Source organism: Hydrocarboniphaga effusa AP103 (genome assembly GCF_000271305.1).
In the GTDB taxonomy this organism is placed as follows: Bacteria; Pseudomonadota; Gammaproteobacteria; order Nevskiales; family Nevskiaceae; genus Hydrocarboniphaga; species Hydrocarboniphaga effusa.
The window spans coordinates 568,627-587,534 of record NZ_AKGD01000003.1 but is presented as its reverse complement, the minus strand read 5'-3'; the positions used below and the strand labels follow the sequence as shown (position 1 = coordinate 587,534).

The following is an 18,908-nucleotide window of genomic DNA, read 5'->3' as shown; positions in this document are numbered from 1 at the left end:
ACCCGAACCGCAATGAAAAACACCATGCAGCAGCGGCTCGTCGCAAGCTTCACGCTGGCCTCGTTGTTCTGCAGCGGCGCCGCATGGGCAGGTGGGGTTCCCGTGGTCGAGCTACCGGCGATGCAGGTCACCGGCGAAGTCACGCTCGAAGATTCGGCGAGCTCATCCACCGAGGGCTACGTCACCGCCGACCAGCTCGCCGAGCGCCCGATCTCGCGGGCCGGCGAGCTGCTCGAATTCGTGCCGGGGCTCATCGTCACCCAACACAGTGGCGAGGGCAAAGCCAACCAGTATTTCCTGCGCGGCTTCAATCTCGACCATGGCACCGACTTCTATTCGGAGGTCGACGGCCTGCCGGTCAACATGCGTACGCACGGCCACGGTCAGGGCTATGCGGACATCAATTTCATGATCCCGGAGTTGATCGGCTCGCTCGAATACCGCAAGGGCCCCTACTACGCCGACGTCGGCGATTTCGGCGCCGCCGGCTCGGCCCGGCTGCGCTATGTCGACGAGCTGCCGGCGCCGATGGCGCGCCTGACGATCGGCGAATACGGCTATCGCAGCGCACTGGTCGCGGCGTCGCCCAAGCTCGCCGGCGGCACGTTGCTGCTCGGCGGCGAAGCCACGCGTTACGACGGCGCCTACGACCTCAAGCAGGACGCCGAGATCTACAAGGGCATTGCCCGTTACAACCGCGGGACCGACGAGGACGGCTACACGATCGGCTTCCAGGCCTACGCCATCGATTACTTCGCCCCCGACCAGATTCCGCTGCGTGCGGTGCAAAGCGGGCAGATCGACCAACTCGGCTTCATCGATCCGACCGACGGCGGCGACGTGCGCCGCTTCAGCCTCAACGCCGAGCTGCGCAAGCCCGCCGCGCTCGGCCACTGGAAAGCCGCCGCCTACGCGCTGAGCTACAAGATGCAGCTGTACTCCGATTTCACGTACTACTTCACCGACCCAAACGACACCGATGCATTGCCGGACGATCAGTTCGAGCAATACGACGATCGCAAGGTGTTCGGCGCCAGCCTGCTGCGTTACTGGCAGCTGTCGACGCGGATTCCGATCGACATCGAAACCGGCCTGCAAAGCCGCTATGACCGGATTTCTCCGGTCGGCCTGTATCTGACGCAGCGTCGCGAGCGCACCGAAACCGTCCGCCAGGACAAGGTCAAGGAAGCGAGCCTCGGCTGGTACTTGAGCAGCCGCCAGCAGTGGACCAACTGGTATCGGACCGAGCTTGGCGCACGAGCGGATTTCTACGACTTCGACGTCGACAGCGATCTGGCCGCCAACTCCGGCAAGGCCGACGATCATCTGGTCACACCCAAGGCCGCGATGATCTTCGGCCCGTTCGAGCGCACCGAGTTCTATCTCAACTACGGCGAAGGCTTTCACAGCAACGACGCACGCGGAACCACCATCAGGCTCGATCCCACCGACCCGACCCATCAGACACCCGCAGACCGCGTCACTCCCCTGGTGCGCGTGCGCGGAGCCGAAATGGGCCTGACCAGCGCCATGATTCCGCACACCAAGCTCACCGCTACGCTCTGGCAGCTCAAGTCGGATTCGGAACTGGTTTACATCGGTGACGCCGGCAACAGCGAGGCCGGGCCGCCGAGCACGCGTCGGGGCGTCGAACTCTCCGCGTATTACGAGCCGCTGCCCTGGCTCGCGATCGACGCCGACTACGCGTACTCGCACGGCCGGCTCGATGTTCCCGCCGAGGTCCGCGCCGCAGACGGCGACCGCATTCCGAACTCGATCGAAGATGTGATCTCGGTCGGCGTCACAGTGCCCGAAACGCAGGGCTGGAGCGCCGGTCTGCGCTTGCGCCGTCTCGGCGAGGCCGCCCTGATCGAAGACAACAGCGCGCGTTCCAAGCCCACCACGGTGGTCAACGCACAAGGCAGCTATCGCTTCCTGAAGCGCTACCTGGTCTCGCTCGCGATACTCAACGTGTTCGACAGCGACGACAACGACATCACCTACTACTACGAATCGCGCCTGCCCGGAGAACCAGCGGAAGGCGTGGCGGATTATCACTTCCATCCGGTCGAGCCGCGTGCCGTACGCCTGACGATCGGCGCGAGTCTTTGAGTCATCGCCAGCGCTCGAATCCCGCTGGCGAAGGCAACGAAACCCTGTACTTCGCCGCAGGCATCATCGCTGCGGCATTCTTTTTTTGATGCAGCGTGGGCGCGCCCCGACTGAACGTCACGCAATAAAAAGCCGCGGGACCGTGGGGGCGGTCGCCGCGGCGCGGACACTGACATTAGGGAGAAAGTCAGGTGCCCTGCGCAGACAGGAACACATAGGGGGGATGTCCTGTGCTGCTCGCGTGAGGACTGGGGGAGTTCCTCGACGCGAAGCCATTCTAACTCGGCTTTTCGTGATTAAGATGTCGGTTTGTATCGATTGTCTACAGAACTCAATATTGGCGCCTGCGCAGGGCTGCAGATGAAATTTCCTTCATCCGATTCTCATGCCGCTGCAACACACTCACCTCATGCAAACGATCGACGAACCCAAGCGACTCCCGATTCGCGCAGCGTCCGATTGGCAGGACATCGTGTTCGTCTGCGTCGAGTGCCTGCATCGCAGCGACGACGACGAATCCGCCTCACTGCGAAAATGGCTCAAGCGTGAGCTCAAATCGCGAGGACTCAAAAAGCGCATTCGTGTCGTCGAATGCAGCTGCCTCGACCTCTGCCCGAAGCGCGGCGTAGCGCTCGCACGCGGCAGCGAACTCGCAACCAATGAGCGCAAGAAGCTTCGGGTGCACCGAAGCGGCGACGATCCACAAGCACTGCTCGATTGGCTGACGAATCCGCCGGCAGCCTGAGCACATGTGACCCGCAGCATCGGCGACGCCGATGAGCGAGGGACTGCGAAAGAAAGGATCAACGAAGAAGCCGGACAAGCCCGGCAAATCACCAGCAACCTTGCGAAGCCTTCGTAAGCGACTGAAGGGGCTTCTTTATATTCAAGGAGTTACTGGTGGTGATGAGTGGAATCGAACCACCGACCTCAGCATTATGAGTGCCGCGCTCTAACCGTCTGAGCTACATCACCATCTTGGGGGCGCGCATCATAAACGATTGAAGCTGCAGCGTAAACGATCAAATTTTCGCCAAGCGGAGCGGGTCAGCGCGGCGATAGCGGCCGGCGTTCTCGCCACCACAGCAGGGCCGTCGGCAGCAGCCACAACAGCAGCAAGGGCCAGCGGTCCATCGGCCGACGGCCCGCTACGGGACTCGCCGCTACGGTGGATTCGCCGGCCGACGCCAGCGCCTGGGTGGCGACACGGTCGCGGTGATTGCGCAGGCTTTCGGCATCACCGGAAGCCCGCACGTAGAAGGGCTCGCGTGCATCGCCGTCGGCGAGGCGGTGCCAGCCCGCTTCCTCGGGCCAATAAGCCGCGCAACGCTCGGAGACGATCAGGCGGGTCTCGGCGCCGCTCGCGGAGATCACGCGAGCCTGGTCGCCGAGGTCGCAGAGCACTTGCCGCTCGCCGACCCAGCCGACCGGAATCGGCGACCTCCTCATTGCAGGCTGCCGAGGCCTGGCCACTTCTGCGATCAGACGGCCCCAGAGGCCGCCATAGCGGCCCGCATCCCCCCGCAGCACGAGCTGGAAGCTGTCGAGCAGCGTGGACAGCGCGATGCGTCCCTGCCCGCGCGAAACCGCGGCGATCAGCACGCGACCATGATCGTCGCTCAGCAGCGGTGCTGCGGAGCCGCCGGTGATCGAGAGCGGCGCGGCGCGGAAGTCGAGATGCTCGCGCAAGGACAGCGCCCCATCGATGCTGGCGCTCACGGCCGAGCCCTCCGAAGCGAGCGCGAAACCCAGCGCACTCCATTCCGCCAGCACGCCCGCATCGGGTGGCCCGCTGGCCCGCAGCAGCAACCCGAGTCCCTGATCGACCGCCGCGAGCAACGTGGCTTTTTGAGCCGGAGCGAGCGCAAGCCAGCTGCGCTCGTCGAACACCGCGAAGTCCGCTGCGGCGAGCGCTGCCGGATCGAACATCGCGCTCGCATCGCCGACGCCGAGCCCGTCGCTCAGCGCGATGTGCGAGTCGATCCTCATGCCGGCGTCGCTGGCCCAGCGCCGCCAGTACTTGAGTTCGGGGCTCGGCGCTCCGGCCTGCACGATCGCGCTCAGTGCGATGCCGCTTTCGACCTCGAGCGGCAGGCTCGCGCTGTCGATGCGTTGCTTGCGCGCATCGAGCAAGTTCAGTTCGAAGCGGGCGAGTCCGGCGATGCGCGCGGGGGCGGACAAGCTGAAGCGTCCACCGGACTCGACAGCGACGGCGTCCACGAGCGCTCCGGCCGGATCGCGCAGCTCGACCGTCGCACCTTCGGCGGACACGCCGCCGACGACGAACCATTGCTGTCCGGCGGCGCTGCGCTGCGTCCAATGAAGATCGCGGAAGCCCGGCGCTTCGGCTGCCGAATGCAAGCGCAGCCGCAAGGCGGCGGCCACGGATCGGTCGCGCAGCGGCAGATGGTCGCCGGCAATGTCGAGTTCGCGCACCTGTGGATGACGCCGCAAGGCCGTCGCCAGATCGGGAACGCGCTCGACGCGCGCTGGCGCATCGGCTCCCGGCAAGGCGACGATGCTTTGACCGGAAGGCAGCGACGATACGGCGGCGTCGCCACCTGGAACGATCACGTTCAAGGCGTCTTCGCGCCACGCTCGTTGCGGTGGATACAGCAGCAGCCAGAACGCGGCCGCGGCCAGCAAAGACATCGCGCTCCACAGCAGCCGCGCCTTGACGCCGGTTTCGCGGCGCAGGCTGCGCCAAATGACCATGAGCGTCGCAAGCGCGAGCGCGGCAGCCACCAGCATCGGCGCGCTCATGGCCGCGCGCCTCGCAGGCCACGCCCAAAGGCCTGCGCCTCCGCATCGGGCGCGCTGCGCGCACGCAAGGCGGCACGCTGCATCGGCAACAACGGCCAGAGCTGCGCCTTGAAGCGCTCGCGACATTCGACGCAGGCCGGCGAGCGGCGCAACTCGTCGGCGCTGCGCAGCAGCGCGATCGCGCGATCGCCCGGTTGCGGATGCGCATCGAGCCACTCGCGCAGCGCGCGGATCTCCGGCAGCGCGCCGCTGTCGAGCGCCCGCCAGGTTTCGACGAGTGGCGCCGCATCGGCCACATCGTCGCCGAGCGCGATCGGCTGCGGATCGCTGAGCCCGGTGCGATCACCGGTCAGGCGCCGTGCCGGATCGACGGCCGGCAGATCCAGCCCCATGCGAGCGAGATAGATGCGCGTCGATTGCTGTACCTGCTTGATCGCTTCGAGCGCCTCGTGTTCGTGCGGCAGCGCGGCTTGCAGTTGTCCCATTCGCAACTGGCCTTCGGCGGCCCACATCGCCGCCAGCGCACGGCGCAGCAGCTGCTTGGTCTGGTCGTCGAGCAAGGTCGCGGCTTCGGCGATGTCGTGCGTGTGGCCGAACTCGCGCATCACCTCGTCGGCTCGCGAGCCCGCGGAGCGCCGCGCTTGCGCGTGATCTTCATGCTCCGCTTCATTTCCCTCTTCATGCCCCGGGCTTTCGGATTCCTCGCCGAGGAACTGGCCGTAACGCAGGCGCAGCATCTTCTGATCGAAACCGATCGCATCGGCCCTCTTCTCGAATTCGGACTCGTCGAGCCCAGGCTTCTGCGCGATGAGCGCCTCGGTGTCGATGATGATCTGGCGCTGGCTGCGGAAGTAAGCCGGCATCGTCTTCTGCGCCACGCCTTGCAGGCCCTCGCCCTGCTCGCTCGCCTCGGCCGGCCAGCGCAGGATGAAACTCGCACTGCGACTCACATTGGGCTCGGGCTCGCGGTTGTCGCCCACGCTCAGGCGAACGATCAGATCGTCGCCCTGCGCGAAGCCGAGCGCTTGCAGATCGAGCGTCTGCTGGTAGCGGCGCTCGCGTGCGCCGCCGCTGCCTTCGAGTACGCGCTTCTGTTCCCTGACTTCGATCTGCTCGCCCGAGCCCTGTGCGAGCGAGATCGAAAGCTCGGCCATAGCCAAGCCGTAGTCGTCGCGAGCCTCGAACGACAGCGACCATTGCGACTGGTCGGGGCTGAGTTCGTTGAGCGTCTGTTGCGGAGCGCGAACGACGATCTCCGGTGCGCGATCGGGAATCACGTCGAGCCGATAAAGCCGCTGCTCGTCGATGCCCGCACCGACGGCGACGACCCGATATAGCGTGGACGCTTCGACTCGGCGCTCGCCGATCCAGCCTTCTGCCTTGCGCTGCAAGACGAGCGAGGAGCCATCGTGAAACTGCAGCGAAACCGCCGTCGGCTGGGAGCCGAAGCGCAGCGTCCACTGCAGCCGGCTGCCTTCGGGCAGGCGTACTTCCGGGCTGGTGTCGTCCGACGCACGCAAGCCCGTGTAAGGCGGCGGCTCGATGCGCAGGCGCGCTTCGAACGAACCCCGCGCGATACCGGCAGCGCCATCGCCCGCCTCGTTCGCAACTACCGGCAACGAATGACCGTGCCAGGGCTGCCACAACAGCAAGCCACAGGCGATTGCAGCCGACAGCCATGCAAGCGCGAGGCGGCTCCACGGATAGGCGGGGCGCAGATCCGGCAATGGCGCCTCGCGCAGCCGCTCGCGCAAGCGCTGTTGCTGCAGGCGAACCAGCGGACCCGATTGCTCAGGCGCGAACAGCAGCAGATCGAGGCTGTCATCCGCGGCAGGAATACGCGCATTGAGCTGGCGCACGAGCCAGTGGCGATCGAGCGGCTTCAATCGCCGCCGGGCCAGCACCGCGCACGCGATGACGATAGCCAAGGCCGCGCCCAACATGACCATGGAGCCCGATTGCCACACCGCGAACGACACGACGCACAGTGCAGGCAAGGCCCACAGCAAAGCCACCACGAGCGTGCGACGACGCGCAGCACTCAAGAGGCCGAGCAGGTGGACGACGATCGGCTCAGTCATGCGCCCGTCTCTTCGGCCACGCCGCACCGGCACGCTCCGCGAGAAACAAGGCCAGCGCGATCCAGATCAGCCAGTCGTCGATAGGCTCGCTCCTCGGGATCGCAGGCAGTTCGGCCCGCACCGGCTTCAAACCCTGTGCATCGGCACGATCGGGCGGACGCGCCGGGCGCAACAGGTCTTCGCGCAACTGTGCGGCGAAGCCGGCGTCCGCAACGCCCGGCGTCGCAGCAGGATCGAGCGCGGTGGTGATCGAAAAAATTCGCCCCTGGCCGAACGGCGCTTCGCGCAAGGGCCAGGCTCCCTCGCTTGCCCGAGTTCGCAGCAGGGTTCCGCCCTCGCGCACCCAGCGCAGGGCCTCGGCATCCGGTTCGCCACCGAGCCAGACCAACAGTTGCGCACGCGCATCGATGGCCTGCGATTGCGCCGCGATGTCGAAATTCACCGGCTTGCCCGCCGCCTGCCACGCCGAGCGCAAAGCCTCGAGGGTGCCGAGTTCCACAGCGGCCGCATGGTCGTGACGCACGACGACCAAGGGCGCTTGACGGGTTTCCGTCGGCTCGCCGCTCACCACGATCCATTCCACTTCGCGGCTCAATTCGGGACGCACCGCGTCGAGCCCGGACAATTGTTCGGGAACGATCACGGTGAGCAGGTCGGTGGCCGCGAGCTGCGCATCGAATTCGCGCAACAAACCCGGATCAGTCGCAGGCGACGACGGCTCGTCGAGCGACGGAAAGCCAGCCTGCAGCCAACGCCACTGCGCGCCCGGCCGGTTCAGTGCGGCATGCGCGGCCTCGGCCGAAAGCTGTGGAGACACCAAGACCCACTGCAGCTTCGGGCCCGCATCGGCCTGGCGAACCGGCATCGCGACGAGCAAGGCGAGCGTCGCGATCAGCAGCAAGCGCAGGACGAGCAACAGCCAGCGGCGAATGTGCACGCGCTCGCGTGGCAGGCCTGCGCGGCTCAGGTATCGCCAGGCCGCGAACGGAACGATGCGGTCCTCCGGCCTGCGAAGCAGATGCAGCACGATCGGCAGCGCGAGTGCACCGAGCGCAAGCAGCCCCAGCGGAAACAGCACGCTCATCAGGCGAAGTCCCGGCCACCGAACAAGCGTCGCAACGGCAGATCGAGCGGCTGGCCGGTAAACGCTTCGCAGGCTCGTACGCCCGATGCGGCGAGCCGCGCGAGCAAGGCTTGCCGGGACTCGCCGAAGCGACGCAGAAAGTCCGCGCGTACGCGAGCCGCATCGACTCGCTGTTCCTGCGCGGACTCCGGATCGCGAAAACGCGGCCCGCCTTCGAACGGAAACTCACGCTCTTCCATCGTCAGCAGGCGCACGAACGAGACATCGCGATTCGCTGCGGACAAGCGTTCGGCCAGGGCGAGCGCTCGCTCTTCGAAGCCATCGGACAGCATCATCACCACGGCGCCCGGCGCTATCGATTGCCAGAGCGAATGCAGCGACGACTCGATCGGCCAGCCGCCCGCCGCTTCGGCGCGAGCGAGCTCGAAATGCAGGCGATCACGATGGCGCCGTCCGCTCGCAGCGTCGGTGACGAACACTCGATCCTGCGCGATCAGCACGAGGCCGAAGCGATCGCCCTGCCTGAAGGCGAGTTCGAACAGGCAGGCCGCGAGCGTGCGCGCGGCGGCCAGGCGCGTGCGTTCGGGTACGAGCGTGTCGGCCTGCCCCATCGAGGCGCTCGCATCCACGATCGCCCACGCGGTCAATGGGCTATCGCGCTCGGCGTCCCGCACGAAGAAGCGATCGGAGCGTCCGTAGAGCTTCCAATCGATGCGCCGCAATTCGTCGCCGGGCTCGTAGGCGCGGTATTGCGCGAACTCGAGCCCCGCGCCACGACTGCGGCTCGCATGCTGGCCTATGCCCTGCCCTAGGCTCGGCCGGCGTGCGCGCAGGCGCATGCCGGAAAGGCTGGCGAGCAGATCGGGGACAATCAGCATGCGAAGACGGCGCGATCGAATCAGGATGGGAACGCCACCGCGTCGAGCAGTGCGCTCACGACATCGTCGGTCGATCGCTGCTCGGCTTCGGCCGCGAACGAAAGCAGCAGGCGATGACGCAGCACCGGCGCCGCGAGCGCACGCACGTCTTCACGCGTGATCGCGAAGCGGCCGTGCAGCAAGGCCCGCGCCTTCGAGGCGAGCACCAGCGATTGCCCGGCACGCGGTCCGGCGCCCCAGCGCAAGCATTCGCGCACGATCTTGAGCTCGCTGGTTTGCGGGCGCGTCGCACGCACCAGCTGGTTGATCCAGCCCAGCACGTCATCGCTGACATGCACTTCTCGCGTGAGCCTTTGCAAGGCCAGCACTTCATCGCCGCGCATCACCGCGTCGATGCGCGCATTCGTGGCGCCGGTGGTCTGCGCGAGGATCGCCTTCTCCTCGGCCTCGCTCGGGTAATCGACGCGCACGTGCAACAGGAAGCGATCGAGCTGCGCTTCGGGCAATGGATAAGTGCCGGCCTGTTCGAGCGGATTCTGTGTCGCGAGCACGAAGAAAGGTTCGGGCAACGCCCAGGTGGTGCCCGCGTAGCTCACCGTATGTTCCTGCATCGCTTCGAGCAGCGCCGCCTGCGTCTTCGGCGGTGTACGGTTGAGCTCGTCGGCGAGCAGAAGGTTGGTGAACACCGGGCCTTTCTGGAACTTGAAGTGCCGTTTGCCGGTGCCGTGATCTTCTTCGAGGATCTCGGTGCCGAGAATATCGCTCGGCATCAGGTCCGGCGTGAACTGCACGCGGCGGAACTCGAGATCGAGCGCCTGGCCGAGCGAGCGCACGAGCAAGGTCTTGCCGAGCCCGGGCACGCCTTCGAGCAGGCAGTGCCCACCCGCGAGCAGGCCGATGAGCAATTGCTCGACCGTTTCGCGCTGGCCGACGATGGCCTGGCCGATGGCGCTGCGTACCTGCGCGAGCTTGTCGAGGCGCTGGCGGATTTCGTCTTCTGTGAGCGGTGAGTTCGTAGCGGGATCGGGAGCCATGATTGCCGATTGGATGAGCGTTCGATGAGCGCCGGCGCGTCAGGCCGTCAGCGCGTAAGTGACGATATTGACCGCGAACCTGGTGAGGTCTTCGGCCTGGAAACGCTTGTTGCGCCAGTCGAAATCCCATTCGCAGCCGTAGTCTTTGTTGCTGTAGAGCACGCCCAGGCGACCGCCGATCTCGATGCCCTTCAGATAATCGTGAACCAGGTCGTCGCCCCAGCCGTTGAGTTCGAAGGCCGTGTTCGGCGGGCCGTCGAAGCGGAAGAAACTGCGGTAGATCGCGTGCGTCTTCGGTAGCTTCACGAGCGCGTTGTCGCCGAAGATCGTGGCCATTTCGGCTTCGAACGATTTGGCGAACAAGCCATCGATGTCGTGATTGCAGTCGTCGACGAAGACGAAGCCGCCGTTGCGGACATAGCGCTCGAAGTTGGCCCGCTCCTCCGGGTTGAATTCGACGAGCTTGTGTCCGGCCAGATTACAGAACGGCGCCGACAGCATGCGCGAATCGGCCAGCGGGATCACATGCTCGGTCGCGTCGACGCGCAGCGTCGTGTACTGCAGCAGCGAGTCGATGATGTTCGACGGCATGCGCTGGTCGACGTCCCAGTCGCCCGATTCGTACATGAGCCGGGTGAACCAGAAGTCGTAGGGGGCGCTCGCTGCTTCGGTGGCGAATGCAACCCTGGGCAGCAGCGCGCTTGCCATCGTCGCGACAGAGGAGCGAAGAAGTTCGCGCCGCTTCACTTACAGCCCCTCTCTCGCCCCTGTCGGGGCACTCTCTCCCGCACGCGGGAGAGAGGAACAGCCGGCAGCCGTTCGACTGGCGCGCCGCAAGCTCAAGCTACACCGCATCCGACAGCGACGTGAACGTGAATTCGCGCAGCTTCATCGGCGGGACCATCATGATGAACGGCGACTCGTCATCGGCCACGCGCACGGGCTTGCCGAATTCTTCGACGTTGTTGAGCATGATCACGGGCGATTCGTTGAAGCGGAAGTTCTTGATCGGATACTTGATCTCGCCGTTCTCGATGTAGAACGTGCCGTCGCGCGTGAGCCCCGTCAGCAACACGGTTTGCGGATCGACCATGCGGATGTACCAGGTGCGCGTCACGAGCACGCCTTTCTTGGTGCTCTTGACGAGGTCCATCGTCGACTTGTCGCCGCCGACCATGATCAGGTTGCCAACCGCACCCACGCTCTTCTTGCCCTGCTTCTTGGCCCAGTAGCGCGAATACTGCAGGTAGTCGACGACGCCCTTGGTCACGATGGGCGTGCGCTCGCGCGGCAAGCCGTCTTCGTCCCACGGCAGCACGGCCGCATTCGCGTCGGCCGGGTCGGCGTACATCGTCACGCGCTCGTCGAACACCTTCTCGCCGACCTTGTTGCCGCCGCCTTTCTTGGTCAGGAAGCTGCGGCCCTCATCGGCCTGGCGCGCATCGAATCCCACCATCATGAACGAGATCAGCCCGGCGCTCGCGGCGGGCTCGAGCACCACGGTGTACTTGCCCGGCTCGAGCGCCTTGGCTTCGCTCGAACGCTTGGCCTTTTCGATCGCGATCTGGATTTCGCTCCTGGCATCGAACTGCTTCACGTCGGCGACGTTGCGCGCCACCCAGCCCGAGCCCTTGCCGTCGTCGGTTCGCACCGTGCAGGTGAAATCGGCGACCGTGTATTTCTGGTAGCCGAAGTTGCCCTTGCTGTTGGCGATCGCCGAGAAGCGCTGGCCGTCGGAGAAGAAACCCGCGGCCGTGAGCTTGTCCTTCTTGCAGGGCGCGATGCAGTCCGCCGACACCTGCGCGCGGTAATCCGGCGTGATATCGGCCGTGGCCTGCACGAACGTGCTCGTCGGCGTGTAGGCCTGCTTGCCGATCGCCGGCATGAACTCCGGATTCTCGGGTGCGAGCCGGGCGAGTTCTTCGGCGCGCCGCACGACGCGTTCGAGCGAAGCGTCGTCGAACTTGTTGATCGTCGCGGTGCCGACGCGCTTGCCGAACGCGACCTGCACGGCGAGATCGCAATTGCTGACGATGCCGCTGGTGGAGACGCTGTTGCGGGCGAAGCGCACATTGCCGTCGATCGCGCCTTCGAGCGTGGCGATGCATTCGTCGGCCTTCGACAGCTTGATGACCTTGTCCAGCAGGGCCTTGGCTTCCTGCTCAGTGAAAATCGTCATGTGGGTTTCCTTGATGATCGAGCGGAATCAGCCGAGGCTGCGAGCCGTGTTGATGACGTTGATGCCATCGAAGCGCGCCGTCGACGAGCCGTGGCTGACCGCCGACACCTGGCCGGGCTGGCCCTTGCCATCGAAGAACGAGCCACCGAAGCGGTAGTCGCGATCGTCGCAGACAGCCGAGCAGGCGTTCCAGAATTCCGGCGTGCGGATCTGGTAGGCCACGTCCTCTATCTGCTCGGTGATCTTGCCGTTCTTGATCTCGTAGAACAGCTGGCCGCCGAACTGCGCGTTGTAGCGCTGCTGGTCGATCGAGAAGCTGCCGTCGCCGATGATGTAGATGCCGTTCTCGACTTTCGAAATCATCTCCTCGACCGCCAGCTTGGTGCCGCCCGGCTGCAAGGAAACATTGGCCATGCGCTGGAACTGCACGCTCGACCAGCTATCCGCGTAGCAGCAGCCCTGGCTTTCCTTCTCGCCGATGATGTGCGCCTGGTCGCGAATCGCCTGGTAATTCACGAGCACGCCGTTCTTGATCAGATCCCAGCGCTTGGTCTTGACGCCCTCGTCGTCGTAGCCGACCGCACCGAGCGAAAGCGGCTGCGTCTTGTCGGCGACGATGTTGACCTTGTCGCTGCCCCACTTGAAGCTCTTGCTGCGCCACTTGTCGAGCGTGGCGAAGCTGGTTCCGGCGTAGTTGGCCTCGTAGCCGAGCACGCGATCGAGTTCGGTCGGATGGCCGACCGATTCGTGGATCGTCAGCCACAGATGCGAAGGGTCCAGCACCAGGTCGTAGCGACCGGGCTTCACCGAGCGCGCCTTGATCTTCGCGCGCGCCTGCCTGGCCGCGGCGACCGCGTCTTCCACCATGTTGTACGAGCTCGAATACGCCACCGCGCCGCCCGGCAGCGCGATCTTGCCGGCCGGCTTGCCGTCGAGATATTCGAAACCCATGCCCATCGGCGCCGACAGGCCTTCGCGCGTGCGGAACTTGCCCGACGCCTTGTCGATCGCGGTGACTTCGGTCGGCGCCCAGATGCGATGGATGTCCTGGTCGATGTACGAGCCATCGGTGCTCGCGAAGTACTTCTGCTCGTTGACGAGGAACAGGATCGAGTTGATGTAGTCCGCGCCCGCCTTCATCGCCTGCCCGTTCACCTCCATGAGCAGGTCGACCTTCTCCTTGAGCGGCACTTCCATCGCATTCTTCACGATCGGCGTGGCCCAGGACACGTCGCCGACGCCCTTGTTCGGCGCGAGTTGCACGGGCTCGCCCTGGAACTTGGAATTGGCCCTGGCGATCGCGACGGCCTGCGCGGCCGCCTTGGCGATGCCGTCTTCACTGAAGTCCGAGGTGGCAGCGAAACCCCAGGTTCCGTTGGCGATCACCCGGATGCCGGTGCCCATCGACTCGGTGTTCACCACGTTCTCGACGCGGTTCTCGCGCGTGATCACGAACTGGCGCAGATAGCGGCCGATGCGCACATCGCAATAGCTCGCTCCGCCCTTCTTCGCGGTATTGAGCGCCACGTCGGCGAACCGCTTCTTGAGCGCCACGTCGATCTTGGTGCCGAGAATATCGGCGGCGACGGCATTGCCGTAGATCGGCAGCATGAGCGCGCCGACACCGGCGCCGCTCATCTTGATGAAATCACGTCTGAGCATGCGTGCTCCTTCGTTTGAGTGCGGACATTCGATTGCGAAAAACAGCGGACAGGCCGTCAGCAGGCACGAAACGGGCCTGGATTCATTCGATAGTCAGCTATGCAGGTTCGAGCCGCTGCGGCAAGAGTGAAACTCCATGCTGGCTCCACAGTGTTTGCACACTGGAACGGCAGCCTGAGACCGACCTCGATCGAGGCCAGAAACGGAGAAATTCACATGGACAGGAAAATTCTCTTCATCACCGGCGCGCTGCTCGCCAGCACTGCGATGCCGGTTTTTGCTGGAGACAAGACCACCGGCGGCCTCATCGGCGCCGGTGTCGGAACCGTCATCGGCCATAGCGTGGCGGGCAATCAAGGCGCGGTCGTCGGCGCGGTGACGGGCGCCGCGCTCGGCGTCGCGGTCGCGGACAGCCGAGATCATCGCCATCACGATCGTCGCTATGACCATCGCCACCATTCCCGCTATGACCGCCGCTACGATCGGGGTCCGCGCCACTACTACGCCCCGCCGCGCCATCGCCACCGCGACGTCGTGGTCTATCGTCCAGCTCCGCGCCACTACGATCGTCATCCCCATCACCACGATCGCCACCACCGTCACCGCCATCACCGCCACTAACGCCGGACGCGGCCAGGGGAGCCGCCGCAGTGTCCGCCGGGCTGTCCGCGGACACCGCAGCGGACACCCTGCGGACGACTCGCCTGCTTCGGGCTCCTACCGGGCCGGTCTCCGCGAGTTTTCGGGCAATTTGCAAGCCATCGCGCAGACCGCTCGCATTTTGCATGGTCAAAACGCTTGCAGCTCGGCCGATTCCCTTGATTTGATTGCCATTTGAGCCCCTGGCCGCGCGGCACGGAATTTGGGTTTCCCGGCCAGAACTCAGAAGGGGCTCCATGAGTACAGAAGCCGAATACCACGGGCCGGCAACGCGCGAGTTGAAGCTGGTTGCCGAGCGCAAGTTCGAGGAACCCACCGAGCAGACCGCGCCGATGCAGCGGCGCCTGCCTCCGTCCAGACCCGGCTTCCACGCACGCGATGTCGGTTTCGGCGTACTGCATTCCGTGCGCGCCGGCCTGCCTCGCTGCCGTCGGCGAGGCCGCTACGTTTTCTACTGCCCTTGATCGAGCCCCCGCATATGGCCACGGATGTGGCGGATGGGACGATTAATTCGCTTCCGCGCGTTACCATCGTCGGCCGGGCGCATCCGCAGCCCGTCGTCCACCGTGAAACCCCAGCGCGTGAAAGCCTTGACTCCATCCCGTTCGTTCACCCTCGCTACAGTCCAGCCGAGCTCGCGAGGCGAATGACTCCGGCCCGGCGCGAATCGCAGCTGCCGCCGATCAAGTGCCTGATCGTCGACGACGTTGCCGAGAATCTCGTCGCACTCGAAGCCTTGCTGCGAGCCGACGACGTCGATGTGCTGTGCGCCCAGTCCGGCTACGAGGCGCTCGAACTGCTGCTCAAGCACGACGTCGCGCTTGCCCTGCTCGATGTGCACATGCCCGAGATGGACGGCTTCGAGCTGGCCGAGCTCATGCGCGGAAACGAGCGTTCGCGGCACGTGCCGATCATCTTCGTCACTGCAGCCTCGCGCGAGGCGCAGCGCGTGTTTCGCGGCTACGAAAGCGGCGCGGTGGATTTTCTGTTCAAGCCGATCGATCCGAACATCCTGCGGCACAAGGCCGATACTTTTTTCAGCCTCTATCGTCGCAAGCAAGACCTCGCCCGCGCCGTGCAACTGCGTGACGACGTGCTCGCCGTGGTCTCGCACGACCTGCGCGATCCGCTCAACGCGGTGGCGATGACCGCCCAGTTGCTGCAGAAGGTCGGCGAAATTCGCCAGGACACGCAGTCACTCGAGCTCGCGGGCATCCTCAACCGCTCGGTCGACCGCATGCAGCGGCTGATCAGCGATCTGCTCGACATGGCCACGCTGCGCAGCGGCCGGCTGTCGGTGAATCGCCAGCCCTGCAACATTCGCGAGATCGTGCTCGAGGCGGTCGAGCATCAGCAACGTCGGGCCGCCGCCAAGAAGCTCACGCTCGACATGGAGCTCGGCGAAATGCCGAACTTGCTGAACTGCGATCGCCAGCGCCTGCTGCAGGTCTTCGGCAACCTCATCGGCAACGCGATCAAGTTCTGCGACGAAGGCTCCCGCATTTGCGTCAAAGGTCATGCGGGAACCGGCGTGCTGCACTTCGCCATCGAGGATTCCGGCCCCGGCATCGCCGAAGCCGATCTGCCGCGCCTGTTCGAGGCCTATTTCTCGACGACGGCCGACCGTCGCGGCGGAACCGGGCTCGGACTCTACATCACCAAGGGCATCGTCGAGGCCCATGGTGGACGCATCTGGGCGCAGAACGTCATTCCGCACGGCGCAGCGCTGCATTTCGAATTGCCGATGATGTGAGGCCCGATCGGGCCCTCACGCATCACAGCGGAAGCCGCAGCTTCACCTCGAGTCCGCCCCCTTCGGCATTGACGGCCTCCACGCTGCCGCGATGCGCCTGCGCAATGCGCTCGACGATCGCCAGGCCTAGCCCGTGGCCTTCGGCGCGCGCCGCGTTGCTGCCACGGAAGAACGGGCGGAACAGCATGGCGAGTTCATCGTCCGGAACGCCCGGTCCCCAGTCGCGCACCGATAGCTCCGCATACGCGCCGCTCGTGCGCAGCGAGACGCGCACGCGGCCTTCGTCCGGGCTGAACTTGATCGCGTTCGAGATCAGGTTGTCGAGCGCACGGCCGAGCAACACCGTGCTGCCGGACACCAAAACACCGAACGCGGGATCGGCATCGAGACGGATGCGCCGAGCATCGGCCTCGAGCTGAAAATCCTCGACCTGCGTGTTGATGAGCTGGCCGAGATTGACCGATTCGCGCTCGGCTCCGGGCAGATCGGACTCGAGCCTCGACAGCGCGAGCGCGTCGCCGATGAGCCGGTCGAGTCGCGAAATTTCGTGTTCCGTACGGGCGAAATGCGCTTCGGCCTCGGCCGCAGGAGCGCCGCGCGCGAGATCGATCAGCAGATGCAAACGCGCCAGCGGCGACCGCAGCTCATGCGAAACATCCTGCAGCACGCCGCGCTCCTGCACGACGAGCGCCTCGATGCGAGCCGCCATGCGATCGAAATCGCGAGCCAGATCGCCGACCTCGTCCGCACCGCGCGAAAAGCGCGCCGGCACGCGAGCCGACAGATCGCCCGCCGCCACCAGCCGGGCCGCCTGGCCGACCGCCGCGACCGGCCGGGCGATCGAGCGCGCGAGCCACCAGCCGATGATGCCGATCACGAGCACCGACAGGCCGATCTGCATCGCCAGCAGTTGTTCGAGGCGCGGCGGCGGCGGCGGTCGGCGCAAAGCGACGAACTGCCGTGCAACGCCGTCGCGGCCGACGACACGCTGACCGATCACGCGCACGTCGGGCCGCAGCCGGATCTCGACGTTGTCCGAAGCCATCAACTCGTACAGCAAGCGTGGAGCCGGCGGACGACGGCCCGACAAATTGCGCTCGCCCTCGAACAAGGTCGCTTCGAAGCCGGCCTCGCGGCGCTCGTCGATCCAGTGCTCCAGACCTTCGCGACCCTTGCGTTCATAAGCGCGATTGGCCTGCGCGGCCAGCGCCGGCCAATCGGGTTCGATGCCGTAGGCATGGCGCGTGAGCCGCTCGGTCAGGAACACGCTGATCAACAGCGTGAGCACGTTGGCGATGCAGAACCACAGCAGCAATCGCAGATAGAGCCGGCTCACTTCGCACGCTCCTCGATGCCCGGCACCACCAGCTGATAGCCGACACCACGAATGGCTTCGATGCGGATCTGCTGCTCCGACGCATCGCCGAGCTTGCGGCGCAGGCGCGACAGGTGCACATCGACACTGCGATCGAAGCGCTCGATCTCACGGCCTAGCGCCTCGCGCGTGAGCACGGCCTTGTCGACCACCTGCCCCACACGCTGCGCCAACGCGAGCAGCAGCGAGAATTCGGCGCCCGTGAGTTCCAGCTCGGTATCGGCGTAAAAACCACGACGCTCGGCCGGCTGCAAGCGCATGAGCCCGATCTGCAAAGCGGCCGGCACGCTCGGCACCGCCTGGCGCAGGCGCGCCCGAATGCGGGCGAGCAGCTCACGCGGCAGGCAGGGCTTGGCCAGATAGTCGTCGGCTCCGAGTTCGAGGCCGACCACACGATCCACCGGCTCGCCGCGAGCCGACAGCATGATCACCGGCAGCGCATGGCGCGCACGCAATTCGGCCAGCGTCTGCAGGCCATCACGTCCCGGCATCATCACGTCGAGGATCAGCAGGTCCGGGCGCCGCGCCGGGTCGGCGAGCCGGGCCAGTGCACTCTGGCCGTCGTGCACGGTGTCGACATCGAAGCCTTCGCGGCCCAGGTAGTCCTTCAGCAAGCGGCACAGCTCGCGATCGTCGTCTGCGATGAGTATTCGGTTCATGCGGCTACTTTTGCCGTGTCTTGCCGTTGTCGCAAGGCGAAAGCCGGCGCAGGGCCAGCCGTTTACTCATCTTTACGCGCTCGCAACGTTTCTCGATGGTGGGGCGCGTTTCAATACTCCCGCAGCCCGGGCCATCGACACTTCAAGCGACGGCCAGGCTCTCATCCCGCAGCAACCGGAGTTTGATCATGCGTCGTTCCATCACCATCGCCGCTCTGGCGGCCGGTCTAGCCCTTTCTTCCGCCGCCTTCGCCAACGAGGAAGGCGGTCCTGGCCGCCACGGTCCCGGACCGCATCGCGGCGGACCTTTCATGCACGAGTTGCGCAATCTCGAGCTGAGCGATTCGCAGCGCGAGCAGATTCGCGGCTTCCTCAAGGCCCAGCGCGAGCAAGGCCAGTCCGATCGCAAGGCGCAATTCGAGCTGCGCCGGAGCTTCGAGCTCGCCACGCCGGGCACCGCGCAGTTCCAATCGCTGACCCAGCAACTCGCCGATGCCGAGGCCACCGAAGCCCGCAACCGGGTACAACAGATGGCCAGCCTGCGCAGCCAGGTCTACGGCGTGTTGACCCCGGCCCAGCGCAGCGAGCTCGCCGCGGAGCTCGCCAAGCGCCCGGTACCGCCGAGGGAAAACTAAGCATCCGAGTGGCTCCGCCATGTTGTAAAAAAG

The 18,908-nt window shown here is 65.6% G+C and carries 16 protein-coding genes and 1 tRNA gene; 6 read left to right on the top strand and 11 right to left on the bottom strand.

Annotated elements, in window-relative coordinates; genetic code table 11:
• Nucleotides 1-12: 12 nt before the first annotated feature.
• Together WQQ_RS18930 and WQQ_RS18925 are read left to right on the top strand one after the other, a co-directional pair.
• Complete coding sequence (locus tag WQQ_RS18930) at nt 13-2,112, top strand: TonB-dependent receptor (protein WP_007186868.1); 2,100 nt, start codon at nt 13-15, stop codon at nt 2,110-2,112.
• A gap of 409 nt (nt 2,113-2,521) precedes the next feature.
• Nucleotides 2,522-2,857 (top strand): (2Fe-2S) ferredoxin domain-containing protein, encoded by a 336-nt coding sequence (locus tag WQQ_RS18925; RefSeq protein WP_050997764.1) that lies wholly within the window; start codon nt 2,522-2,524, stop codon nt 2,855-2,857.
• Between the two features lie 153 nt (nt 2,858-3,010).
• Here the strand turns inward: WQQ_RS18925 and WQQ_RS18920 are convergent.
• From WQQ_RS18920 to WQQ_RS18880, 9 genes are all read right to left on the bottom strand, one after another.
• A tRNA-Met gene (locus tag WQQ_RS18920) sits at nt 3,011-3,087 on the bottom strand.
• Between the two features lie 72 nt (nt 3,088-3,159).
• Nucleotides 3,160-4,875, bottom strand: a complete 1,716-nt coding sequence (locus tag WQQ_RS18915; RefSeq protein ID WP_007186866.1) for a hypothetical protein — start codon at nt 4,873-4,875, stop codon at nt 3,160-3,162.
• Nucleotides 4,872-6,956 carry a DUF4175 family protein gene (locus WQQ_RS18910; protein WP_007186865.1) on the bottom strand — a complete coding sequence of 695 codons (2,085 nt, stop codon included), beginning with the start codon at nt 6,954-6,956 and terminating at the stop codon, nt 4,872-4,874. The genes WQQ_RS18915 and WQQ_RS18910 overlap by 4 nt, the downstream gene beginning before the upstream one ends.
• Complete coding sequence (locus WQQ_RS18905; protein WP_007186864.1) at nt 6,949-8,040, bottom strand: BatA domain-containing protein; 1,092 nt, start codon at nt 8,038-8,040, stop codon at nt 6,949-6,951. Before WQQ_RS18905 ends, WQQ_RS18910 begins: the two co-directional genes overlap by 8 nt.
• Nucleotides 8,040-8,918: a DUF58 domain-containing protein gene (locus WQQ_RS18900; protein ID WP_007186863.1), complete on the bottom strand. Its 879-nt coding sequence runs from the start codon at nt 8,916-8,918 to the stop codon at nt 8,040-8,042. Before WQQ_RS18900 ends, WQQ_RS18905 begins: the two co-directional genes overlap by 1 nt.
• Nucleotides 8,919-8,938: 20 nt before the next feature.
• Nucleotides 8,939-9,952, bottom strand: coding sequence for an AAA family ATPase (locus tag WQQ_RS18895; RefSeq protein ID WP_007186862.1), 1,014 nt, complete (start codon nt 9,950-9,952; stop codon nt 8,939-8,941).
• 39 nt (nt 9,953-9,991) lie between these two features.
• Nucleotides 9,992-10,660 carry a DUF4159 domain-containing protein gene (locus tag WQQ_RS18890; RefSeq protein ID WP_007186861.1) on the bottom strand — a complete coding sequence of 223 codons (669 nt, stop codon included), beginning with the start codon at nt 10,658-10,660 and terminating at the stop codon, nt 9,992-9,994.
• 136 nt (nt 10,661-10,796) lie between these two features.
• A complete protein-coding gene (locus tag WQQ_RS18885; RefSeq protein ID WP_007186860.1) occupies nt 10,797-12,131 on the bottom strand; it encodes a TldD/PmbA family protein in 1,335 nt (444 codons plus the stop codon).
• Nucleotides 12,132-12,158: 27 nt separating this feature from the next.
• Entirely contained in the window at nt 12,159-13,793 is a 1,635-nt protein-coding gene (locus tag WQQ_RS18880) for a TldD/PmbA family protein (RefSeq protein ID WP_007186859.1), read from the bottom strand.
• A gap of 216 nt (nt 13,794-14,009) precedes the next feature.
• Here WQQ_RS18880 and WQQ_RS24055 point away from each other — a divergent pair, with 216 nt between their 5' ends.
• From WQQ_RS24055 to WQQ_RS18865, 3 genes are all read left to right on the top strand, one after another.
• Nucleotides 14,010-14,414, top strand: a complete 405-nt coding sequence (locus WQQ_RS24055; RefSeq protein WP_007186858.1) for a glycine zipper family protein — start codon at nt 14,010-14,012, stop codon at nt 14,412-14,414.
• A gap of 275 nt (nt 14,415-14,689) precedes the next feature.
• Nucleotides 14,690-14,917, top strand: a complete 228-nt coding sequence (locus WQQ_RS18870) for a hypothetical protein (protein ID WP_007186857.1) — start codon at nt 14,690-14,692, stop codon at nt 14,915-14,917.
• A 182-nt stretch (nt 14,918-15,099) separates the two neighbouring features.
• On the top strand, nt 15,100-16,206 hold the full coding sequence (locus WQQ_RS18865; RefSeq protein WP_007186856.1) for a hybrid sensor histidine kinase/response regulator: 1,107 nt from the start codon (nt 15,100-15,102) through the stop codon (nt 16,204-16,206).
• A gap of 22 nt (nt 16,207-16,228) precedes the next feature.
• Here WQQ_RS18865 and WQQ_RS18860 read toward each other — a convergent pair whose 3' ends face one another.
• Complete coding sequence (locus WQQ_RS18860; RefSeq protein ID WP_007186855.1) at nt 16,229-17,542, bottom strand: sensor histidine kinase; 1,314 nt, start codon at nt 17,540-17,542, stop codon at nt 16,229-16,231.
• On the bottom strand, nt 17,539-18,240 hold the full coding sequence (locus WQQ_RS18855; RefSeq protein WP_007186854.1) for a response regulator: 702 nt from the start codon (nt 18,238-18,240) through the stop codon (nt 17,539-17,541). The genes WQQ_RS18860 and WQQ_RS18855 overlap by 4 nt, the downstream gene beginning before the upstream one ends.
• A gap of 188 nt (nt 18,241-18,428) precedes the next feature.
• On the opposite strand from WQQ_RS18855, the gene WQQ_RS18850 reads away from it, so the two are divergent.
• Nucleotides 18,429-18,875, top strand: coding sequence for a Spy/CpxP family protein refolding chaperone (locus WQQ_RS18850; RefSeq protein WP_007186853.1), 447 nt, complete (start codon nt 18,429-18,431; stop codon nt 18,873-18,875).
• Nucleotides 18,876-18,908: the final 33 nt, after the last annotated feature.